The organism is Mycolicibacter sinensis, from assembly GCF_001673565.1.
In the GTDB taxonomy this organism is placed as follows: Bacteria; Actinomycetota; Actinomycetes; order Mycobacteriales; family Mycobacteriaceae; genus Mycobacterium; species Mycobacterium sinense_C.
The window spans coordinates 1-18,453 of sequence record NZ_LZMF01000020.1; the positions used below are offsets into that span (position 1 = coordinate 1).

Below are 18,453 nucleotides of genomic sequence, written 5' to 3' on the forward strand. Positions count from 1 at the left end.
CGAACAGCTGGTGCTGCGGGCGGTCGCTCCCGCGCAGGTCGCCGTCGGGGTGATTCTGGCGGTAGGCGGTGCGCTGGTGCTGGCCGGCCCGCCGGCGGTGGCGCTGCTGGCGCTGATCATCTCGGTCAGCGGCGCGCTGGCCATCCTGGCCGCCGGTGCCTGGCAGGGGGCGCGCTATGCGGCACGCCAGTCCGAGGCGGCCGGCTCGGGTGGCTGCGGGTCCGGCTGCGGTTGTGGCGACAGCGCCCCCAGCGAGGACGTCGGTTGCGGTCCCGGCTGCGGTTGCGCGGCCAGCGCACCGCCTACCGCCAGAATCACCCCGACGGCGACCTGCGCGGGAGCGACCGCCCGCAGCACCAGCTGTTCGGGGTCGCCGGTGAGCGGACGCGCCAGGGTCCGCACTCCGAACACCAGGGACGCCACGGCCGCGAGCAGGCACAACACACCCATAATCAGCATGGGCTCCAGGATACGAGGGGGCGGTCAGCCCGCGATGCCCGCCCGGGGCTGCACCGCGGCCGGCGCCGCGGGCCCGTGCGGAGCGTTCGGCAGATGGGTGACGCCCGGCCGCTCCACGCGGAACCCGTTCACGATCGCGTCGGTTGCCGGGGCGTTGCCCACCGCGCGCCCGGCGCCGGTGGTGACGGTCAGCGAGACCAGGTAGGCGGCACCGTCGACCGGCACGATCACATGGCGCCGAGAGGTGTTCAGGGTCATGTCGGTTTCGCGGTAGGTGCCCTCGATCACCGAGGACGGGAACCCGTTGAAGTCGGCCAGCGAGGCGTTGGTGGTCTGCCAGGCCATCAGCTTCTGGCTGTCGACGAACCCGTGGGTGATCGCTTCCTTGGGGTCGAACTGGCCGACCAGGCGGTAGACCACCACCTGTGCGTTGGGGGTGTAGAGCGACCCGCTGCGCCGGTCGGCGATGACCGCGAACGCATCGGGCACATTCGGGTCGGGAACATGGGTCCAGCCCACGGGCATCGGCAGGGTGATGTTGAACGCGGTGAAGCCGGCGGCCTGCTGCGGCTCCAGCTGCACGTTCTTGGCGGCAAAGTAGTCCCGCAACGTTCCCGAGGTCGCCGGAACCAGGGCACTGGGTGCCGCGGCGGGCACCGGAGCTCCGGATACGACGGCCGGAGCGGGCAGGGCCGGGACGGGGGCGGCCGGTCGCGGGAGCGCCGCGAGCGGTGGCGCCATCGGCACTGAGGCAGGTTGGGAGGCCGGTTGGGCGGCCGGTTGGGCGGCCGGGCCGTAGGGGTTGGGCGGCGTCGGCATCAACGGATCGCCCAGCGCGACCGGGATCCCCACCGGGCCGCCGAAGCCCGCCGCTGCGACAGCCGCCAAGCCGACCAGTAGCCGCCAGCGGCGAACGGTGTTCGTCATGTCCTCACGGTCCTTCCGGGACGGGCCGGGCATAGGGCGCCCCGGCCGTGCATCGACGTTAACCAGCGGTGGTGCGCCCCACCAGGGACGCAACCGAGCTGGAACGAAGTCCTCATCGGCCCGCAATGCAACCGATACCAAGCCGCGGCGAACGGCTTGGCAAACCCCGCCCTTTACCCTGTTGAGGTGAACGAAGCCCCGACCACCCAGGGATCCAGCGAGCCGCTTGAGCCCAGCGACCAAGCCCCCCGCCACCGCTACACGGCGGCGCTGGCCGGGCGCATCGAAGGCGCCTGGCAGGACCACTGGGAGGCCGCGGGGACCTTCAACGTCGCCAACCCGGTCGGCTCACTGGCGCCGGCGGACGGCTCGGGGGTTCCGGCGGACAAGATGTTCGTCCAGGACATGTTCCCCTACCCCTCCGGCGACGGCCTGCATGTCGGCCACCCGCTCGGCTACATCGCCACCGACGTCTACGCCCGCTACTTCCGGATGACCGGCCACAACGTGCTGCACGCGCTGGGCTTCGACGCGTTCGGCCTGCCCGCCGAGCAGTACGCGGTGCAGACCGGCACGCATCCGCGTATCCGCACCGAGGCCAACATCGAGAACTTCCGCCGGCAGCTGCGGCGCCTGGGGCTGGGCCACGACAGCCGGCGCAGCTTCTCCACCACCGATGTCGACTTCTATAAATGGACGCAGTGGATCTTCCTGCAGATCTACAACGCCTGGTTCGACACTGCCGTGAACAAGGCCCGTCCGATCGCGGAGTTGGTCGCCGAATTCGACTCCGCCGCACGCATACTCGACGACGGGCGGGACTGGTCGCAGTTGACCGCGGGGGAGCGGGCCGACGTCATCGACGGCTACCGGCTGGTCTACCACTCCGACTCGATGGTCAACTGGTGCCCGGGGCTGGGCACAGTACTGGCCAACGAAGAGGTGACGGCCGACGGCCGCAGTGACCGCGGGAATTTCCCGGTGTTCCGCAAGCGGCTGCGGCAGTGGATGATGCGGATCACCGCCTACTCCGACCGCCTGCTCGACGACCTGGAGGCGCTGGATTGGCCGGAGAAGGTCAAGACCATGCAGCGCAACTGGATCGGGCGCTCCACCGGTGCGGCGGCGCTCTTCGGTGCCGACACCACCGACGGCGCCGCGGCGGACATCGAGGTGTTCACCACCCGCCCGGACACCCTGTTCGGCGCCAGCTACCTGGTGTTGGCGCCCGAACACGACCTCGTCGACCGGCTGACCGCCGCCGGCTGGCCGGACGGGGTGGATCAGCGCTGGACGTTCGGCGCCGCCACGCCCACCGAGGCGGTCGCCGCCTACCGCAAGGCGATTGCGGCGAAATCCGATTTGGAACGCCAGGAGAACAAGACCAAAACCGGTGTGTTCCTGGGCAGTTACGCCACCAACCCGGCCAACGGCCAGCGGGTGCCGATCTTCATCGCCGACTATGTGCTGGCCGGTTACGGCACCGGCGCCATCATGGCGGTGCCCGGCCACGACCAGCGGGACTGGGAGTTCGCCGCCGAGTTCGGCCTCCCGGTCCTGGAAGTCATTGCCGGCGGCGATATCTCGGAAGCGGCCTATGCCGGCGACGGCACCTTGGTCAATTCCGGCCCGCTGGACGGCATGAGTGTCGCCGACGCCAAACAAGCGATGACCCAGCGACTGGAGGCCGACGGACGAGGCTGGGCGCGCATCGAATTCAAGCTGCGGGACTGGCTTTTCGCCCGACAGCGGTACTGGGGCGAGCCGTTCCCGATCGTCTACGACGCCGACGGGCGTCCGCACCCGCTGGACTCCGCGGCGCTACCGGTCGAACTGCCCGACGTCGGCGACTACTCGCCGGTGCTGTTCGACCCCGACGACGCCGGCAGCGAACCTTCGCCGCCGTTGGCCAAGGCCACCGACTGGGTGCATGTCGAACTGGACCTCGGTGACGGCCTGCAGCCCTACACCCGCGACACCAACGTTATGCCGCAGTGGGCCGGCAGCTCCTGGTACGAACTGCGCTACACCGACCCGCACAACGCCGAGCAGTTCTGCGCTCCGGAGAACGAGGCCTACTGGATGGGGCCGCGGCCGGCCGAGCACGGACCCAATGACCCGGGCGGCGTGGACCTTTATGTCGGCGGGGTCGAGCACGCGGTGCTGCACCTGCTGTATTGCCGCTTCTGGCACAAGGTGTTACACGACCTCGGGTATGTCAGCTCGCGTGAGCCCTACCGGCGACTGGTCAACCAGGGCTATATCCAGGCGGCCGCTTACACCGACGAACGAGGGTCCTACGTGCCGGCCAGCGAAGTCGTGGAGCGCGACGGGAAGTTCTTCTACGCGAGCGCCGACGGCGAGATCGAGGTGTTCGCCGAGTTCGGCAAAATGGGTAAGAGCCTGAAGAATTCGGTGTCCCCGGACGAGATCTGCGATGCCTACGGTGCTGACACGCTGCGGGTCTACGAGATGTCGATGGGCCCGCTGGACATGTCGCGGCCGTGGGCCACCAAGGACGTCGTCGGCGCACACCGCTTTCTGCAGCGGGTGTGGCGGCTGGTTGTCGACGAGGAGACCGGCGACACCCGAGTGCTCGACACCGACCCGGACACCGAGACGCTGCGCCTGCTGCACCGCACCATCGTCGGGGTGTCGGAAGACTATGCGGCCCTGCGCAATAACACCGCGGCCGCCAAGTTGATCGAGTACACCAACCACCTGACCAAGGAGCACCGGGACGGGGTCCCGCGCTCGGCGGCCGAGCCGCTGGCGCTGATGCTCGCACCGCTGGCGCCGCACCTGGCCGAGGAATTGTGGCGGCGCCTGGGCCACGAATCCTCGCTGGCGCATGGGCCTTTCCCAGTGGCCGACCCGGCGTATCTGGTCACCGATACCGTCGACTACCCGGTGCAGGTCAACGGCAAGAAGCGCGGACTGGTCACGGTGGCCACCGACGCGGACCAGGACACCATCAAGGCCGCCGCGCTCGCCGATGAGAAGGTACAGGCGTTCTTATCCGGCGCACCGGTGAAGAAGGTGATCGTGGTCCCCGGCCGGCTGGTCAACCTGGTGGTGTGACAACGTTTTAGGGCAACATCATGTGGGCCGACGCCGGAGCGTTTCGTGAGACCTTAGCGGAGATGGGTCTGCTCGACGGCCTCGACGAGAGCGCCTGCGGGGAGCGGACCGAGCTCGTGGCATGGCTCCTAGAGGAAGGCTTCGGCCTGGAGCAGATCCGGGACGAGGTCGCCCCGATGCTGATGCCGGCGCACCGCGCACTGGGCGACGACGGCAAATACGTGTCGGAACGCGAGGTGAGCACCGCCCACGGAATCGATCTGGCTCTGTTACAGGGCATCGAGCGTGCCCTGGGGCTACCCCGGCTCGACGATCCCGACGCCGCCCTGCTGCTGCGCGCGGACGCCGAGGCCGCCCTGAGTCTGCAGCGACTCGTTGAGGTCGGACTCGACCCGGGCCAGGTGTTGCTGATGATCCGCCGGCTCTCCGACGGCATCTCCCGTGCGGTTCCAGCGTTCCGCTACAGCACGATATCGGCGATCATGCGCCCGGGCCTCACCGAGCTCGAAGTGGCGAAGGCTCACGAGGAGATCGTGCGAGCCGTTATCCCGTTGTTGGGACCTATGATTCGGGACATCTTCTTCGTTCAGCTGCGGCGTGTACTGGAAGGCGAGGCGGTCAACGCCAGTGAGCGGGCTGCCGGAGTGGCGCTGCCCGGACCGCGGCAGCTCGCGGTGGCCTTCGCCGACATGGTCGGCTTCACCCGGTTGGGGGAGGCGGCGCCGCCCGAGGAACTGGTTGGACTGGTGGAGCGGCTCGCCGATCTGGCGCGCGAAGCGGTCAACCCTCCGGTGCGGCTGGTCAAGACGATCGGTGACGCGGTCATGCTGGTTTCGTCAGACGCCGGCAAGCTGCTCGACACGACGCTGAGGCTGCTCGACGCGGCGGCGCAAGACGACGCTCTCCCGGAGCTACGGATCGGGATCGCCTCGGGGTGGGCGGTGAGCCGGGCCCGGGATTGGTTCGGCAGCCCGGTCAACGTCGCCAGCCGGGTCACCAATGTTGCCGAGCCGGGAACGATCATGGTGGAGGGCGAAGCGCGCGCGGCGATCGGCGACGCGGCCGGCTACAGCTGGGCATTCGTGGGGGCGCGCGCACTCAAAGGCGTGGAGGGCGAGACCAAGCTGTTTCGGGTGCAGCGGCAGACGACCCGATAGAACTAGCGCGGGCGAACCACGACCTCGTGCAGGTGCGCATCCGGCGGGGTGCGCACCGCGGCGGCCACCACCTCGGCGACGGTGTCGGGGCGCAGGAAGCGGCCCGGGTCGTACTCGCCGCCCTCGTAAGCGACCAGGTCCTGCTGCATGTCGGTGTCGACGCGGCCCGGGTAGACCGTGGTCACCCGCAGGGCAGGCTCGTCGTTGCGCAGGGCGTCGGCGAACGCCCGCAGCGCGAACTTGCTGGCCGAATACGACGCCATACCCGCCGAAACCTTCTGGCCGGCACCGGAGTTGATGAACACCACCTGCCCGCGGGCCTGTCGCAGTGCGGGCAGCAGGGCCAGCGTCAGGGCGACGGCGCCGAACACGTTGATCTCGAAGGTGGCCCGCCACTCCTCGATCGCGGACTCGCCGGCCGCACCGGGCAGCATCACCCCGGCGTTGTGCACCAACACGTCGAGTTCGTCGACGATCTCGGTGGCCGACTCGATCTCGTCGGCGTCGGCGAGGTCCAGCGGCCAGGTGGTGGCGCCGAGCCGTTCGGCAACGGCGTCCAGGCGCGCCGACGGCCGGCCGGCCAGCAGCAGCGTGTGAGTGGGTGCCAGGGCTGCCGCTATCGCCGAACCGATGCCGCCGCCGGCGCCGGTGATCAGCGCGGTCGGCATCAACCGCAGTCCAGCGGGCAGTCCGCCCCGTCATCGGGGCCGGCGCCGGCCTCGCCGGTGGCGGCCGCACCCCAGTTGGCCAGCCGCTCCAGCGGTTCCAGCGCCCGGGTCAGGGTGTCCAAATCCTCGGGGGTGAGCCTGCTTAGCATCGCCGCGAGGGCCGCGTGCCGGTTGGCCAGCGACTGACGGTGACTGGCCAGGCCCTCCTCGGTGATGTCGACCAGCACCGCCCGCAGATCGGAGGGGTCCCGGCTGCGTTTGACCAGACCGATTTTCTCCAGACGGCGGATCGCCACCGTGGTGGTCGGGGTGCGCACTCGTTCGTGGGCGGCCAGTTCGGTCATCCGGATCGGGCCACGGTCCAGCAGCGTGATCAAGATCGATAGCTGAGCCAGGGTCAGCTCGCCGGTCTTCTCCCCGCCGCTGATCTCACCGCGCCGGAGTATCGAGAACAGTTTCGACAGCGAACGATGCAAGCCCTCTGCGATCGCCGTCACCTGCGGCGTATCGGCTTTGCTCTCCGCCATAGTTCGCCAGTCTAACCTGTGGTTCTTATTAGGGGGATCGGTCGCGCAGGTTGCTGTCACAACACCTGGGAGAGGAACTTCTGCAGCCGTTCGGTCTCGGCGTGATCGAAGATCTGCTCGGGCGGACCCGATTCGACCACCTTTCCGCGATCCATGAACACCACGGTGTCCGACGCCGACCGGGCAAAGGCCATCTCATGGGTGACCACCACCATGGTCATGCCGTCGGCGCCCAGTTCGGCGATCAACGCCAGGATCCCTTTGACCAACTCCGGGTCCAGTGCCGAGGTCGCCTCGTCGAAGAGCATTACTTGCGGCTGCATCGCCAAGGCCCGGGCGATTGCCACCCGCTGCTGCTGCCCGCCGGACAGCGCCGAGGGGCGTGCCGCCGCCTTGTTCTTCAGGCCGACCCGGTCCAGCAGGCCCAGCGCGAGTTCACGCGCGGCGTCGGGGGACAGCCCGCGCAGCTTGCGTGGGGCCAGGGCGATGTTGTCCAGCACACTGCGATGCGGAAAGAGATTGAAATGCTGGAACACCATGCCGATCCGCTGGCGCAGCGCGTCGGGATCGTCGCCCAGCACGGATCGGCCGCCCAGCAGGATGTCGCCGGCATCGGGTTCGTGCAGCCGGTTCAAGGTGCGCAGCATCGTCGACTTGCCGGAACCAGAGGGCCCGATCACCGCCGCGGTGCTGCCCGCCGGTACGTCCAGGTCGACGCCGCGCAACACGGCGTTCTTGCCGAACGACAATTGAATTCCCTTGGTCGCCAAGGAGACCGGCTCACGTGTGGAGGCTTCGATCACGTCATCTCCTGACCGGCGATCGCCGGGTTCAGCTCGACGGAATCGTCGGCTTCGGCGGGCCGGCCGCGCCGCAGCCGATGGTCGACGACGTTGACCAGGTGCGTCAGCGGAATGGTCAGGGCCAGGTAGAGCACGCCGGCGGCCACCAGCGGAGACAGGCTGCCGGTCTGGGCGTTGAAGTCGCGGCCCACCTGGAACAGCTCGCGCTGGCCGGCGACCAGGCCCAGGAAATACAGCAGCGCGGAGGCCTTGAGTAACGCGATGAACTGGTTGACCAGCGCCGGCAGCACCCGCCGGATGCCCTGCGGGATGACCACCAGTCGCATTGCGGCCGAATAGCCGAAACCCAGTGCGCGCGAAGCCTCCAGCTGGCCGGCCTCCACGCTCTGGATGCCAGAGCGCAGGATCTCCCCGATGTAGGCGGCGGCGGTCAAGCCCAGCGCGGCGATGCCCAGCGGGTATGGATTGTTGTGCGTCAGCCCGCCGATCAGCGGTCCGACCGCCAGGCCGATGAGCAGGATGATCAGCACCTCGGGCAGGCCCCGGAAGATGTCGGTGTAAATCCTTGCCGGCCAGCGCAGCCACCGGGTACGGGAAATCCCGGCGACGGCCAGACCCAGCCCGGCCACCAGGCCGATCACCCCGCCGCTCAGCGTCAGCAGCACCGTGTTGGGCAGGCCGGTCTTGAGCAGGTCCGGTAGGGCTGCACGGTAGAGCTGCCAGTCGAAGAACGAGTCACGCAGTTGCGCCAGTGTCGATTTGGGGGAGTACAGCTCGGCGTCGGGTTTGTGCAGCCGCGCGGCGATCGCGGCGAAATCCGGTAGGTGCGGGGTTGCCGCGGATTTGGAGCCCGGCTGCCAGTCCGGCGGCAACGGCCGCGGCACCCAGTCGGTGTAGAGCTGCGGCCAGGTGCCGTCGGCGATCACCGCGTCCAGGCCGGAGTTCAACGCCGAGATCAGCGCCCGGTTGTTCTTGGCCACCGCATACGCCTCGAAGCCGGCCGGGCTGGCGGTGTAGCCGAGGATGTGTGCCGGGTCGCCGGGGCGCATCAGCTTCAGCGCCGTCAGCGACGGCGCCACCCACGCCTCGACCTGCCGGCTCTTGAGGCTGGCGTAGAGCGTGATGGAGTCGGGGAACCGCACCGGTTCCAGTTCCAGGGTGTCGACGACGTAGGCGTCCTCGATGGTGCCTTGCACCACCGCGATGCGCCGGCTTCCGGTCAGGGTGTCGAAGCCGGTGATGTCCGAGCCGGCCGGAACCACCAGCGCCATGTAGCCGAAGTCGTACCCGTTGGTGAAGCCGACGGTGCGCCGGCGGGCATCGGTGGCGTTGATCGACGCCGAGCCGACGTCGAAGCGCCCGGACTCCACCTGGGCGAGCAGCCCGAAGAAGTCCGTGCCGATGAACTGGATTCGCAGGCCGAGCTTCTTGGCGATGGCGCGCAGCAGCTCGTTGTCGAAACCGCTGTAGCGCCCGGTGGCGTCGATGCAGTTGGTCGGCGGGCTCTCGGTCAGCGTGCCGACGGTCAGCACACCGGGGGTAGCCAGCCCGAGCTTGGTGATGTCGATCGAGCTCAGCGGTTCGACGCCGGCGGTGGTGTATTTGTCCTCGCGGGGCCGTTTGGCGGTGGCCAGTTTGGGCGGTAGCGCCACCGCGGCCTGTTCACCGGCGGGCGCGCACTGATCGGGGACGGCCGCGGCCGGGGGGACCGCCGCCAGACCGGTCACGATCAGCAAAGTGGCGAGGAACGCCGCCAGCCTCAGCGCTGGTCGCGCCATCGGCACAGCGCCTCGGCAGCGGTCAAGTCATAGTCGGGTCCGTTGCAGCCGAGGGTCAGCAGTCGCACCCCGAGGTCGGTCAACGCCTCGGCCTCGGCGATCAACTCGGCCACGCTGCCCTGCGTCCGGTCGCCGCCTACCGCGGCCGAGTGCTCGATGGCGGCCGGGTCGCGTCCGATAGCGGCGCAGTGCTCGGCCAACACCGCCGCCTTCTGCGGATAGATGTCGGCGTCGGCGAAGCTGTGCCACATGTCGGCATGCTCGGCGACCAGGCGCAGCGTCTTACGCTCACCGCCGCCGCCGATCAGCAGCGGGAGCTCCCGGGTGGGCGGCGGATTCAGTTGGGACAAGCGGGTTTTGATCCGCGGCAGGGCGTCCGCCAGGTCGTCGAGGCGGCTGCCCGCGGTGCCGAACTCGTAGCCGTATTCGCGGTAGTCCCGGTCCTTCCAGCCCGAGCCGATGCCCAGAATCAGCCGGCCGTCCCCGATGTGGTCGACAGTGCGGGCCATGTCGGCGAGCAGCTCGGGGTTGCGGTAGGAGTTGCACGAGACCAGCGCGCCGATCTCGATGCGCGAGGTCTGTTCGGCCCACGCGGCCAACATGGTCCAGCATTCGAAGTGTGGCCCGTCGCGGTCGCCGTAGAGCGGGAAGAAATGGTCCCAGTTGAAGGCGATGTCGACGCCGAGATCCTCACAGCGCCGGACGGCGTCGCGGATCGCGCGATATTGCGAGGCGTGTTGGGGTTGTAGTTGCACGCCGATGCGGATAGGTCGGGTCATTTCGCCACCCTAGCCCCGAAATCGGCCGCTATCAGGTGAGCGCGGTACGCAGCAGCTCGACCAGCGCACGCGGCTGGTCGCTTTGCACCGAATGCCCGGAACCGGCCACCACGTGGCTGGTCAGGCCCGGCGAGCGCCGGGCGTACTCGGCGACGTCGTCGGGAGAGACGAATGCCGAATCACTGCCGCGGATCAAGGTGGTCGGTGCGGCGATCGCCGAGACGTCGGTCCACAGCTCGCCGAAGTCCCCGACGGTGCGGATGGTGTCGTACCGCCAGGCCCAGCGGCCGTCGGGCAGCCGCCGGCTGTTGTGGAACAGGCCGCGCCGCAGGGATTCCGGATCGCGGTGCGGGGCCGCCAGCGCAGTGACGGCCAGCATCGAGGCGAAGTCGGGAAAAGTCCGATCGCCCTGGGCCAGCGCCACCGTCCCGCGCTCGGCGGCGCTCATCTCCGAATGCCGTTGCAGCGCAGACGGAGTCACATCCACGAGCACCAGCCGGTGGACCAGCTCGGGTGCGGTGGCCGCTAACCGGATCGCGGTCAGCCCGCCCAGCGACATGCCGACCACCAACTCGGCGGCCGGCGCCAGCTCGCGCAACACCGGTGCCACGGCGGCAGCGTTGCGCTGCGGGGAGTAGTCGCCGTCGTCACGCCAGGCTGAGCGGCCGTGACCGGGCAGGTCCACCGCCAGCGCGGGCACGCCCAGGCCCACGATCACGGTGTCCCAGGTGTGGGCGTTCTGCGCGCCGCCGTGCAGGAACACCACCCGCGGTGGCGCGGTCCCCCAGCGCAGGGCGCTGACGGCGCCGGCCTCGATGCGCTGCACGGTGGGCAGCGGACCGGTCACACCGGCCTGTTCGGCGTTGCCGGCCAGCAGCGCGAACTCCGACAGGCCGGCCAGCTCGTCGTCGGGAAGCACCCGGCGAACTGCTAGCCGGTGATGAACTGCTCGAGCTCGGCGCGGGCCACGTCGTCAGGCAGCTGCTTGGGCGGGCTCTTCATCAGGTAGGCCGAGGCCGGGATGATCGGTCCGCCGACACCGCGGTCCTTGGCTATCTTGGCCGCGCGCACCGCGTCGATGATGATGCCGGCCGAGTTCGGCGAGTCCCACACCTCGAGCTTGTACTCCAGGTTCAGCGGCGCGTCACCGAAGGCGCGGCCCTCGAGGCGCACGTAGGCCCACTTGCGGTCATCGAGCCAGGCCACATGGTCGGACGGGCCGATGTGCACGTTCTTGTCCTCGACCTTGCCGGCCAGCGAGCCGGTCAGGTTGGAGGTGACGGCCTGGGTCTTGGAGACCTTCTTGGACTCCAGGCGCTCGCGCTCGAGCATGTTCTTGAAGTCCATGTTGCCGCCGACGTTGAGCTGGTAGGTGCGGTCCAGCGTGACGCCGCGGTCCTCGAACAGCTTGGCCATCACCCGGTGGGTAATGGTGGCGCCGACCTGGCTCTTGATGTCGTCGCCGACGATCGGCACGCCGGCGTCGGCGAACTTCTTGGCCCACACCGGGTCGGAGGCGATGAACACCGGCAGCGCGTTGACGAACGCGACCCCGGCGTCGATGGCGCACTGGGCGTAGAACTTGTCGGCCTCATCGGAGCCCACCGGCAGGTAGGACACCAGCACGTCGACCTTGGCCTCTTTCAGCACCGAGACCACGTCGACGGCGTCGGCGTCGGAGACCTCGATGGTGTCGGCGTAGTACTTGCCGATGCCGTCCAGGGTCGGGCCGCGCTGCACCACCACGTTGGTCGGCGGCACGTCGGCGATCTTGATGGTGTTGTTCTCCGAGGCGAAGATGGCTTCGGACAGATCGAAGCCGACCTTCTTGGCGTCCACGTCGAACGCGGCGACGAACTTCACGTCGCGCACGTGATAGGGGCCGAATCGCACGTGCATCAGGCCAGGCACCGACGAGCTGTCGTCGGCGTTCTGGTAGTACTGCACGCCCTGGACCAGCGAGGAGGCGCAGTTACCGACGCCGACAATGGCGACCCGCACATCCGTCGTTTGCTCAGTCATTTCCGACGTTCTCCTTTTTCTGCTGTCACTGCTGACGTGCTGTTTGTGTTGTCCTGATACCCGCGCCGTGCCGGATCATGCGAGACACGTTCGGCCGCGATCAACTCGTTGAGCCACTTGACCTCCCGCTCACTGGTTTCCAGCCCGAGCTGGTGCAGTTGGCGGGTATAGCGGTCCAAGGAGTTGCTGGCCCGCGTCACCGCGTTACGCAGACCCTCCCGACGTTCCTCCACCTGGCGGCGGCGGCCTTCCAGGATCCGCATCCGCGCCTCGGCGGGGGTGCGGTTGAAGAAAGCCAGGTGAACCCCGAAACCGTCGTCGGTGTAGTTCTGCGGTCCGGTGTCGGCCACCAGCTCGGTGAAGCGCTGACGACCGGCGTCGGTCAGCCGGTACACCCGCCGGGCCCGGCGCACCGGGGTCCCCGCCGGTGCCGCGTCTTCGGCGATCAGCCCGGCCGTCTGCATGCGCCGCAGCGCCGGATACAACGAGCCGTAGGAGAACGCCCGGAACGCGCCCAGCAAACCGGTCAACCGCTTCCGCAACTCGTAGCCGTGCATCGGTGACTCGAGTAGCAAGCCGAGTATGGCAAGCTCAAGCACCGATTCACCTCCCGATGTGATGGTTTAGCTACGACCGTTCGACGGTTCGGGCCATAGTATCGCGCCGATATAACAGAACCCAAGTTGCCTATTGTTCGCTCAAGGTTCAGCTCAGCGAAGTCCGCAGTTCAGGACGGGTAATTGATGCGCTTGACGGCACCGTCGCCGGCGACGGCGATATAGCCGCCGCCGTAGTCACTGGAGACGTACACCGACAGCGACAACTCGCCGGGAGTCGTCGGATCCCGGGCCGGCTCGATGATCAGGTAGGTGGAGGTGACGTCGGCGGGTTTGATCCCCAACGTTTCGGGGGCTCCGCGCAGGATCCCGATCACGGCTTTGGCGTCGAACCGGCTCAAATCGGCCGCGACGGCAGTGCTGCTCTTGGCCGAGCTGGACGGATCGTCCCAGCCGCCGCGGTAGGTGTAGTTCAGTTCGCGACGCCCCTCGCCGGGGTCGGGCCGGGTCAGCGACGCGTACTCGGGGTAGATCACCAGCCGGTATCCCACGGTGTCACCGAATTTCTGGCGGGCCTGTTCGAGCAGGCCGGTCAACCCACCCAGCGAATGCAACTGCCGCGGCGGGGTCAGCACCACCGGGGCGACGCCGTCGGGCTTGGCGCCAGGGTCGGAGGTGAAGCTCAGCGGGGAACTGGTGTTGCCGTACACGCCCCAGCCGATACCGATGCCCAGCAGTCCGGCGGCGAGCAACGCACCCACGGCGAGTCCGCGACCCGGCAGCTTCAGCGGCTTGGCCAACACCGGCAGCTGCGCGGGCGGGCTGGCGATCTGCAAATCGGTGATCAGGTCGCGCAGCTCGCCGAGCGTGACCGCCCGAGTGGCCGCACTGATTCGTTCCCGGTGTTCCTCGGCTGACAGCTGACCCTCGGCCAGGGCGGCGTCGAGGATCCGGCAGGTGTCGTCTCGATCACTGTCCTTGGCCCGGGTTCCGGACGTCTGCCGCGTTGCCACGCGATGATGCTAGAAGCTCGCGGCTCGCGGTGGCCGCTGAATCCGCCGGTCGGTGCGGGATGAGGGCGTTCGTCACACCCGCCCGCGCGGACCCGACGTACTCTGGTCACCGTGCGATTGCAGCGACAAGTGGTGGACTACGCGCTCCGGCGCCGTTCCCTGCTGGCCGAGGTCTACTCCGGACGTACCGGGGTGTCCGAGGTCTGCGACGCCAACCCGTATCTGCTCCGGGCGGCGAAGTACCACGGCAAGACCAGCGCGGTGGTCTGCCCCATCTGCCGCAAGGAGCAGCTCACCCTGGTGTCGTGGGTGTACGGCGACGACCTGGGCCCGGTGTCGGGTTCGGCGCGTTCCGCCGAGGAACTGGTGCTGTTGGCCACCCGTTACCCGGAGTTCTCGGTGCACGTGGTCGAGGTGTGCCGCACCTGCAGCTGGAATCATCTGGTGAAGTCGTATGTGCTGGGCCTCGCGCGCCCACCGAAGGGGTCCCGGGGTCGGCGGACGGCACGCAGTGGAGCCCGTACCGCCAGTGAGTAAACACCACGACGATCGGCCGGAGGCTGCCTCGTCGCGGCCGTCCGACGTCGGCGCTCGCCGCGCACCGGGCCCGCCCGATGACCGGCAGACCACGATCATCCCCGCCGTCGACGACGCGGTCACCGCCGACCTGCGCGATCCGATCGACGCCGTCAAAGCCGCCCTCGACGGCGCGCCGCGGCAACGCGAGCAGGCACTGAGCGCAAGGCGCCCGCCCCGGCGGGAGCCGCCGGAGGAACCATCCGACGCACCGCCGCGGCGAAACCTGCGCTCCGAGCACACCGAGCGGCCCGCTGCGCAAGACCTGCGGGACTGGCTGCGCCGGCACCCACCGAACTGGCGGTGGATCCGGCGAGGGCTCTACGTCGCCGCCGCGGTCATGCTGCTGCTGCCGATCATCACCTTCGCGATGGCCTACTCCATCACCGATGTGCCCTCGCCCGGCGACATCCGCACCAACCAGGTGTCGACGATTCTGGCCAACGACGGTTCGGAACTGGCGAAAATCATTCCGCCGGAAGGCAACCGCGTCGACATCGACATCAATCAGGTGCCGGTGTATGTGCGCAACGCGGTGCTGGCCGCCGAGGACCGCGACTTCTACTCCAACCCGGGCTTCTCGGTGTCGGGTTTCGCCCGCGCGATCAAGAACAACCTGTTCGGCGGTGACACCCAGGGCGGCTCCACGATCACCCAGCAGTACGTCAAGAACGCCCTGGTCGGATCTGAGCGGGCCGGGATGGGCGGATTGCTCCGCAAGGCGAAAGAGCTCGTGATCGCCACCAAGATGTCCAGTGCATGGCCCAAAGATGATGTGCTGCAGGCCTATCTGAACATCATCTACTTCGGCCGTAGCGCCTATGGCATCGCCGCGGCATCCAAGGCCTACTTCGACAAACCCGTCGAGCAACTCGACGTCGCAGAGGGCGCGCTGCTGGCCGCGCTGATCCAGCGACCGTCCACGCTGGATCCCGCCGTCGACCCCGAAGGTGCGCTCGACCGGTGGAACTGGGTGCTCGACGGCATGGTGGAGACCGGAGCGCTGTCGGCCGGGGAGCGTGCCGCCCAACAGTTCCCGGAGACGGTGCCACCGGAGCTGGCCCGCTCCCAGAACATCACCACCGGGCCCAACGGGCTGATCCAGCGGCAGGTCACCAAGGAACTGCTGGAGCTGTTCAACATCAATGAGCAGACCCTGAACACCCAGGGTTTGCAGATCACCACCACCATCGATCCGCAGGCCCAAAGCGCCGTCGAAGACGCGGTGGAGACCTACCTCAAAGACCAGATTCCCAACATGCGTTCGGCGGTGGTCTCCATCGATCCGCGCGACGGCGCGGTGCGCGCCTATTACGGCGGCTCGGACGCCAACGGCTTCGACTTCGCCCAGGCCGGCCTGCAGACCGGGTCGTCGTTCAAGGTGTTCGCCCTGGTGGCCGCGCTGGAACAGGGCATCGGTCTGGGCTATCAGATCGACAGTTCGCCGCTGACCCTCGACAACGGCCGGACCAAGATCACCAACTCCGAGGGTGAGAGCTGCGGGGTCTGCAATATCGCCGAGGCGCTCAAGCGCTCGCTGAACACCGCCTACTACCGGCTGATGCTCAAACTCAAGAACGGGGCGCAGGACGTCGCCGACGCGGCGCACCAGGCCGGGGTGGCCAAGAGTTTCCCCGGTGTGCCGCACACCCTTTCCCAAGACGGCGGGCCGCCCGAAGGCGGCGTCGTGCTGGGGCAGTACCAGACCCGGGTGATCGACATGGCCTCGGCGTACGCGACGCTGGCCGACTCGGGCGTCTACCACCCGCCGCACTTCGTGGCGAAGGTGGTCAACGCCGAGGGCCAGGTGCTGTTCGACGCCCAGACGTCCGAAGACACCGGGGAGCAGCGCATCCCCAAAGAGGTCGCCGACAACGTCACCTCGGCCATGCAGCCCATCGCCGGCTGGTCGCGCGGACACAACCTGGCCGGTGGCCGGCCCTCGGCGGCCAAGACCGGCACCACCCAGCTGGGGGACACCGGCGCCAACCGGGACGGCTGGATGGTCGGTTACACGCCGTCGTTGTCGACCGCGGTGTGGGTCGGCACCACCGGAGGCGATGAGCCGCTGGTGAATCAGTGGGGCGGCCCGGTGTATGGCGCGGGCATCCCGGCCGACATCTGGAAGGCCACCATGGACGGCGCCTTGCGGGGTACTTCCAACGAGACCTTCCCGACGCCCACCGAGATCGGCGGCTACGCGGGTGTGCCGGCCGCACCGCCGGCGCCCCCGCCGCAGGAGACCGGGCCGCTGACCGAGCCGTCGGAGACCGTCATCCAGCCGACGATCGAGATCGCCCCGGGCATCACCATCCCGATCGGTCCGCCGACCACGATCCCGGTCGCTCCGCCGGCGCCGTCCTCGGCGCAGGAACCGCAGTCCCCGGGATCCCCCGAGCAGTCCACGACCGCGCCGGGTGAGCCGGCGGTTCCGTGACGCAGCGCCCGGTCTGCTCGCCGCAGCCGTTGGCCGCTGATCTGCGCAGCGCCGACGACCGCGACTTGCCCAGCCGCACCGACGAATTCGCCCAGGCGCTGTCGAACACCGTCGGCGGGCCGGTCGGCCGGCACGCGCTCATCGGGCGCAGCAGGTTCATGACGCCACTGCGGGTGATGTTCCTGATCGCCGTGCTGTTCATGGCGTTGGGCTGGACCACCAAGTCGCCCTGCCTGCAGAGCGTCGGCAGCGGCGGCCCCGATCAGCGGGTGGCCAACTGGGACAACCAGCGCGCCTACTTCCAGCTGTGCTACTCCGACGTCGTACCGCTCTACACCGCCGAGCTGCTGGACCAGGGCAAGTTCCCGTACAAGTCCAGCTGGGTGGAGAAGGACTCCTCCGGCAAGGAGCAGATCCGCTACGACGGGCAGCCCGCGAAGCGCTACATGGAGTATCCGGTGGTGACCGGGCTCTACCAGTACTCAGCGATGGCGCTGGCCAAGACGTATACCGCGATCACCAAGGTGGTGAAGATCCCGGCGCTGAGCGGGGTCGCCGAAGTGGTGGTGTTCTTCGACATCGTCGCGCTGGGCCTGGCCCTGGCCTGGCTGGCGACGGTGTGGTCCACCGCCGGGCTGGCCGGACGGCGGGTCTGGGATGCGGCGCTGGTGGCGGCCTCTCCGCTGGTCATCTTCCAGATCTTCACCAACTTCGACGCGCTGGCCGTCGCGCTCGCCGGCGGCGGGCTGCTGGCCTGGGCCCGACGGCGCCCGGTGGCGGCCGGGGTGCTGCTCGGGGTGGGCACCGCCGCCAAGCTGTACCCGGCGCTGCTGTTGTTTCCGCTGCTCGTGCTGGGACTGCGCACCGGGCGGCTGGGTGAGGTCAAGCGCACGGCGGTGGCGACGGTGGTGGCCTGGGCGGCGGTGAACCTGCCGGTCCTGGTCTTCGCGCCGCGGGGCTGGAGTGAGTTCTTCCGGCTGAACTCCCGTCGCGGCGACGACATGGATTCGCTGTACAACGTGGTGAAGTCGTTGACCGGCTGGCGCGGCTTCGACGGCGACCTGGGCTTGTGGGAGCCCCCGACGGTGCTCAACCTCGTGGTCGCCGTGTTGTTCGCGCTGTGCTGCGCCGGGATCGGCTACCTCGCGCTGACCGCGCCGCGGCGACCGCGCCTGGCGCAGTTGGCCTTCCTAGTGGTGGCGGCCTTCCTGCTGACCAACAAGGTGTGGAGCCCGCAGTTCTCGCTGTGGCTGGTGCCGCTGGCCGTACTGGCCCTGCCGCATCGCCGGGTGCTGTTGGCCTGGATGACCGTCGACGCGCTGGTATGGGTGCCGCGGATGTACTACCTCTATAGCGTCCCGGATCGCAGCCTGCCCGAGCAGTGGTTCACCACCACGGTGCTGGTGCGCGATCTGGCGGTGCTGGGCTTGTGCGCGCTGGTGATCCGGCAGATCTACCGACCGGAGCGGGATCTGGTGCGCGAGCACGATGTCGACGACCCCGCCGGCGGGGTGTTCGACCGGGCGCCGGATGCGCCCCCGTCCTGGCTGCCAACCCGGTTGCGGCCCGCGCCGGTTGGGCCTGATCCGGCCGATTTCGTTCCGCAGCCCAGCCTCCGGTAACCTAGCCGGGTTGCCGACGCAGGCGACCCTCCTGCCGTGGACACATC

The 18,453-nt window shown here is 68.8% G+C and carries 16 protein-coding genes; 5 read left to right on the forward strand and 11 right to left on the reverse strand.

The window, feature by feature from the left end; all coding sequences use genetic code 11:
• Positions 1-174: 174 nt before the first annotated feature.
• A complete protein-coding gene (locus tag A5648_RS23905; protein WP_065023211.1) occupies positions 175-459 on the reverse strand; it encodes a hypothetical protein in 285 nt (94 codons plus the stop codon).
• Between the two features lie 24 nt (positions 460-483).
• On the reverse strand, positions 484-1,386 hold the full coding sequence (locus tag A5648_RS03470; RefSeq protein ID WP_065023233.1) for an LpqN/LpqT family lipoprotein: 903 nt from the start codon (positions 1,384-1,386) through the stop codon (positions 484-486).
• A gap of 186 nt (positions 1,387-1,572) precedes the next feature.
• Here A5648_RS03470 and leuS point away from each other — a divergent pair, with 186 nt between their 5' ends.
• Complete coding sequence (gene leuS, locus A5648_RS03475) at positions 1,573-4,467, forward strand: leucine--tRNA ligase (protein WP_065023212.1); 2,895 nt, start codon at positions 1,573-1,575, stop codon at positions 4,465-4,467.
• A gap of 62 nt (positions 4,468-4,529) precedes the next feature.
• The gene (locus A5648_RS03480; protein WP_234787275.1) at positions 4,530-5,624 is read left to right on the forward strand and encodes an adenylate/guanylate cyclase domain-containing protein; all 1,095 of its coding nucleotides are present in this window, start codon (positions 4,530-4,532) and stop codon (positions 5,622-5,624) included.
• 2 nt (positions 5,625-5,626) lie between these two features.
• Here A5648_RS03480 and A5648_RS03485 read toward each other — a convergent pair whose 3' ends face one another.
• The 9 genes from A5648_RS03485 to A5648_RS03525 form a co-directional block, all read right to left on the reverse strand.
• A complete protein-coding gene (locus A5648_RS03485; protein WP_065023214.1) occupies positions 5,627-6,292 on the reverse strand; it encodes an SDR family oxidoreductase in 666 nt (221 codons plus the stop codon).
• Complete coding sequence (locus A5648_RS03490) at positions 6,292-6,819, reverse strand: MarR family winged helix-turn-helix transcriptional regulator (RefSeq protein WP_065023215.1); 528 nt, start codon at positions 6,817-6,819, stop codon at positions 6,292-6,294. Before A5648_RS03490 ends, A5648_RS03485 begins: the two co-directional genes overlap by 1 nt.
• Before the next feature lie 56 nt (positions 6,820-6,875).
• Positions 6,876-7,619, reverse strand: a complete 744-nt coding sequence (locus tag A5648_RS03495; protein ID WP_428844305.1) for an amino acid ABC transporter ATP-binding protein — start codon at positions 7,617-7,619, stop codon at positions 6,876-6,878.
• Positions 7,619-9,400 carry an ABC transporter substrate-binding protein/permease gene (locus A5648_RS03500; protein ID WP_065023234.1) on the reverse strand — a complete coding sequence of 594 codons (1,782 nt, stop codon included), beginning with the start codon at positions 9,398-9,400 and terminating at the stop codon, positions 7,619-7,621. Before A5648_RS03500 ends, A5648_RS03495 begins: the two co-directional genes overlap by 1 nt.
• On the reverse strand, positions 9,382-10,179 hold the full coding sequence (locus tag A5648_RS03505; protein ID WP_065023217.1) for an LLM class F420-dependent oxidoreductase: 798 nt from the start codon (positions 10,177-10,179) through the stop codon (positions 9,382-9,384). Before A5648_RS03505 ends, A5648_RS03500 begins: the two co-directional genes overlap by 19 nt.
• A 31-nt stretch (positions 10,180-10,210) precedes the next feature.
• Entirely contained in the window at positions 10,211-11,098 is an 888-nt protein-coding gene (locus A5648_RS03510) for an alpha/beta fold hydrolase (protein WP_065023218.1), read from the reverse strand.
• An 11-nt stretch (positions 11,099-11,109) separates the two neighbouring features.
• Entirely contained in the window at positions 11,110-12,201 is a 1,092-nt protein-coding gene (locus A5648_RS03515; RefSeq protein ID WP_065023219.1) for an inositol-3-phosphate synthase, read from the reverse strand.
• Entirely contained in the window at positions 12,198-12,800 is a 603-nt protein-coding gene (locus A5648_RS03520) for a PadR family transcriptional regulator (protein WP_234787276.1), read from the reverse strand. Before A5648_RS03520 ends, A5648_RS03515 begins: the two co-directional genes overlap by 4 nt.
• 128 nt (positions 12,801-12,928) lie before the next feature.
• Positions 12,929-13,771 (reverse strand): DUF1707 SHOCT-like domain-containing protein, encoded by an 843-nt coding sequence (locus tag A5648_RS03525; protein ID WP_065023220.1) that lies wholly within the window; start codon positions 13,769-13,771, stop codon positions 12,929-12,931.
• A 111-nt stretch (positions 13,772-13,882) separates the two neighbouring features.
• Here A5648_RS03525 and A5648_RS03530 point away from each other — a divergent pair, with 111 nt between their 5' ends.
• Genes A5648_RS03530 through A5648_RS03540 form a run of 3 tightly spaced genes read left to right on the forward strand, consistent with a single transcriptional unit; the run spans position 13,883 to position 18,406 of the window.
• Positions 13,883-14,308, forward strand: coding sequence for a DUF5318 family protein (locus tag A5648_RS03530; protein ID WP_065023221.1), 426 nt, complete (start codon positions 13,883-13,885; stop codon positions 14,306-14,308).
• Positions 14,226-16,784 (forward strand): transglycosylase domain-containing protein, encoded by a 2,559-nt coding sequence (locus tag A5648_RS03535; protein ID WP_428844304.1) that lies wholly within the window; start codon positions 14,226-14,228, stop codon positions 16,782-16,784. The genes A5648_RS03530 and A5648_RS03535 overlap by 83 nt, the downstream gene beginning before the upstream one ends.
• Positions 16,781-18,406 carry a glycosyltransferase family 87 protein gene (locus A5648_RS03540; RefSeq protein WP_065023223.1) on the forward strand — a complete coding sequence of 542 codons (1,626 nt, stop codon included), beginning with the start codon at positions 16,781-16,783 and terminating at the stop codon, positions 18,404-18,406. Before A5648_RS03535 ends, A5648_RS03540 begins: the two co-directional genes overlap by 4 nt.
• Positions 18,407-18,453: the final 47 nt, after the last annotated feature.

Excerpts from the sequence above, each read along its gene's own strand:
- A5648_RS23905 (WP_065023211.1), bottom strand. The coding sequence starts at position 459 with ATGCTGATTATGGGTGTGTTGTGCCTGCTCGCGGCCGTGGCGTCCCTG.
- A5648_RS03470 (WP_065023233.1), bottom strand. The coding sequence starts at position 1,386 with ATGACGAACACCGTTCGCCGCTGGCGGCTACTGGTCGGCTTGGCGGCT.
- A5648_RS03480 (WP_234787275.1), top strand. The coding sequence starts at position 4,530 with ATGGGTCTGCTCGACGGCCTCGACGAGAGCGCCTGCGGGGAGCGGACC.
- A5648_RS03485 (WP_065023214.1), bottom strand. The coding sequence starts at position 6,292 with ATGCCGACCGCGCTGATCACCGGCGCCGGCGGCGGCATCGGTTCGGCG.
- A5648_RS03490 (WP_065023215.1), bottom strand. The coding sequence starts at position 6,819 with ATGGCGGAGAGCAAAGCCGATACGCCGCAGGTGACGGCGATCGCAGAG.
- A5648_RS03500 (WP_065023234.1), bottom strand. The coding sequence starts at position 9,400 with ATGGCGCGACCAGCGCTGAGGCTGGCGGCGTTCCTCGCCACTTTGCTG.
- A5648_RS03505 (WP_065023217.1), bottom strand. The coding sequence starts at position 10,179 with ATGACCCGACCTATCCGCATCGGCGTGCAACTACAACCCCAACACGCC.
- A5648_RS03515 (WP_065023219.1), bottom strand. The coding sequence starts at position 12,201 with ATGACTGAGCAAACGACGGATGTGCGGGTCGCCATTGTCGGCGTCGGT.
- A5648_RS03535 (WP_428844304.1), top strand. The coding sequence starts at position 14,226 with ATGTGCTGGGCCTCGCGCGCCCACCGAAGGGGTCCCGGGGTCGGCGGA.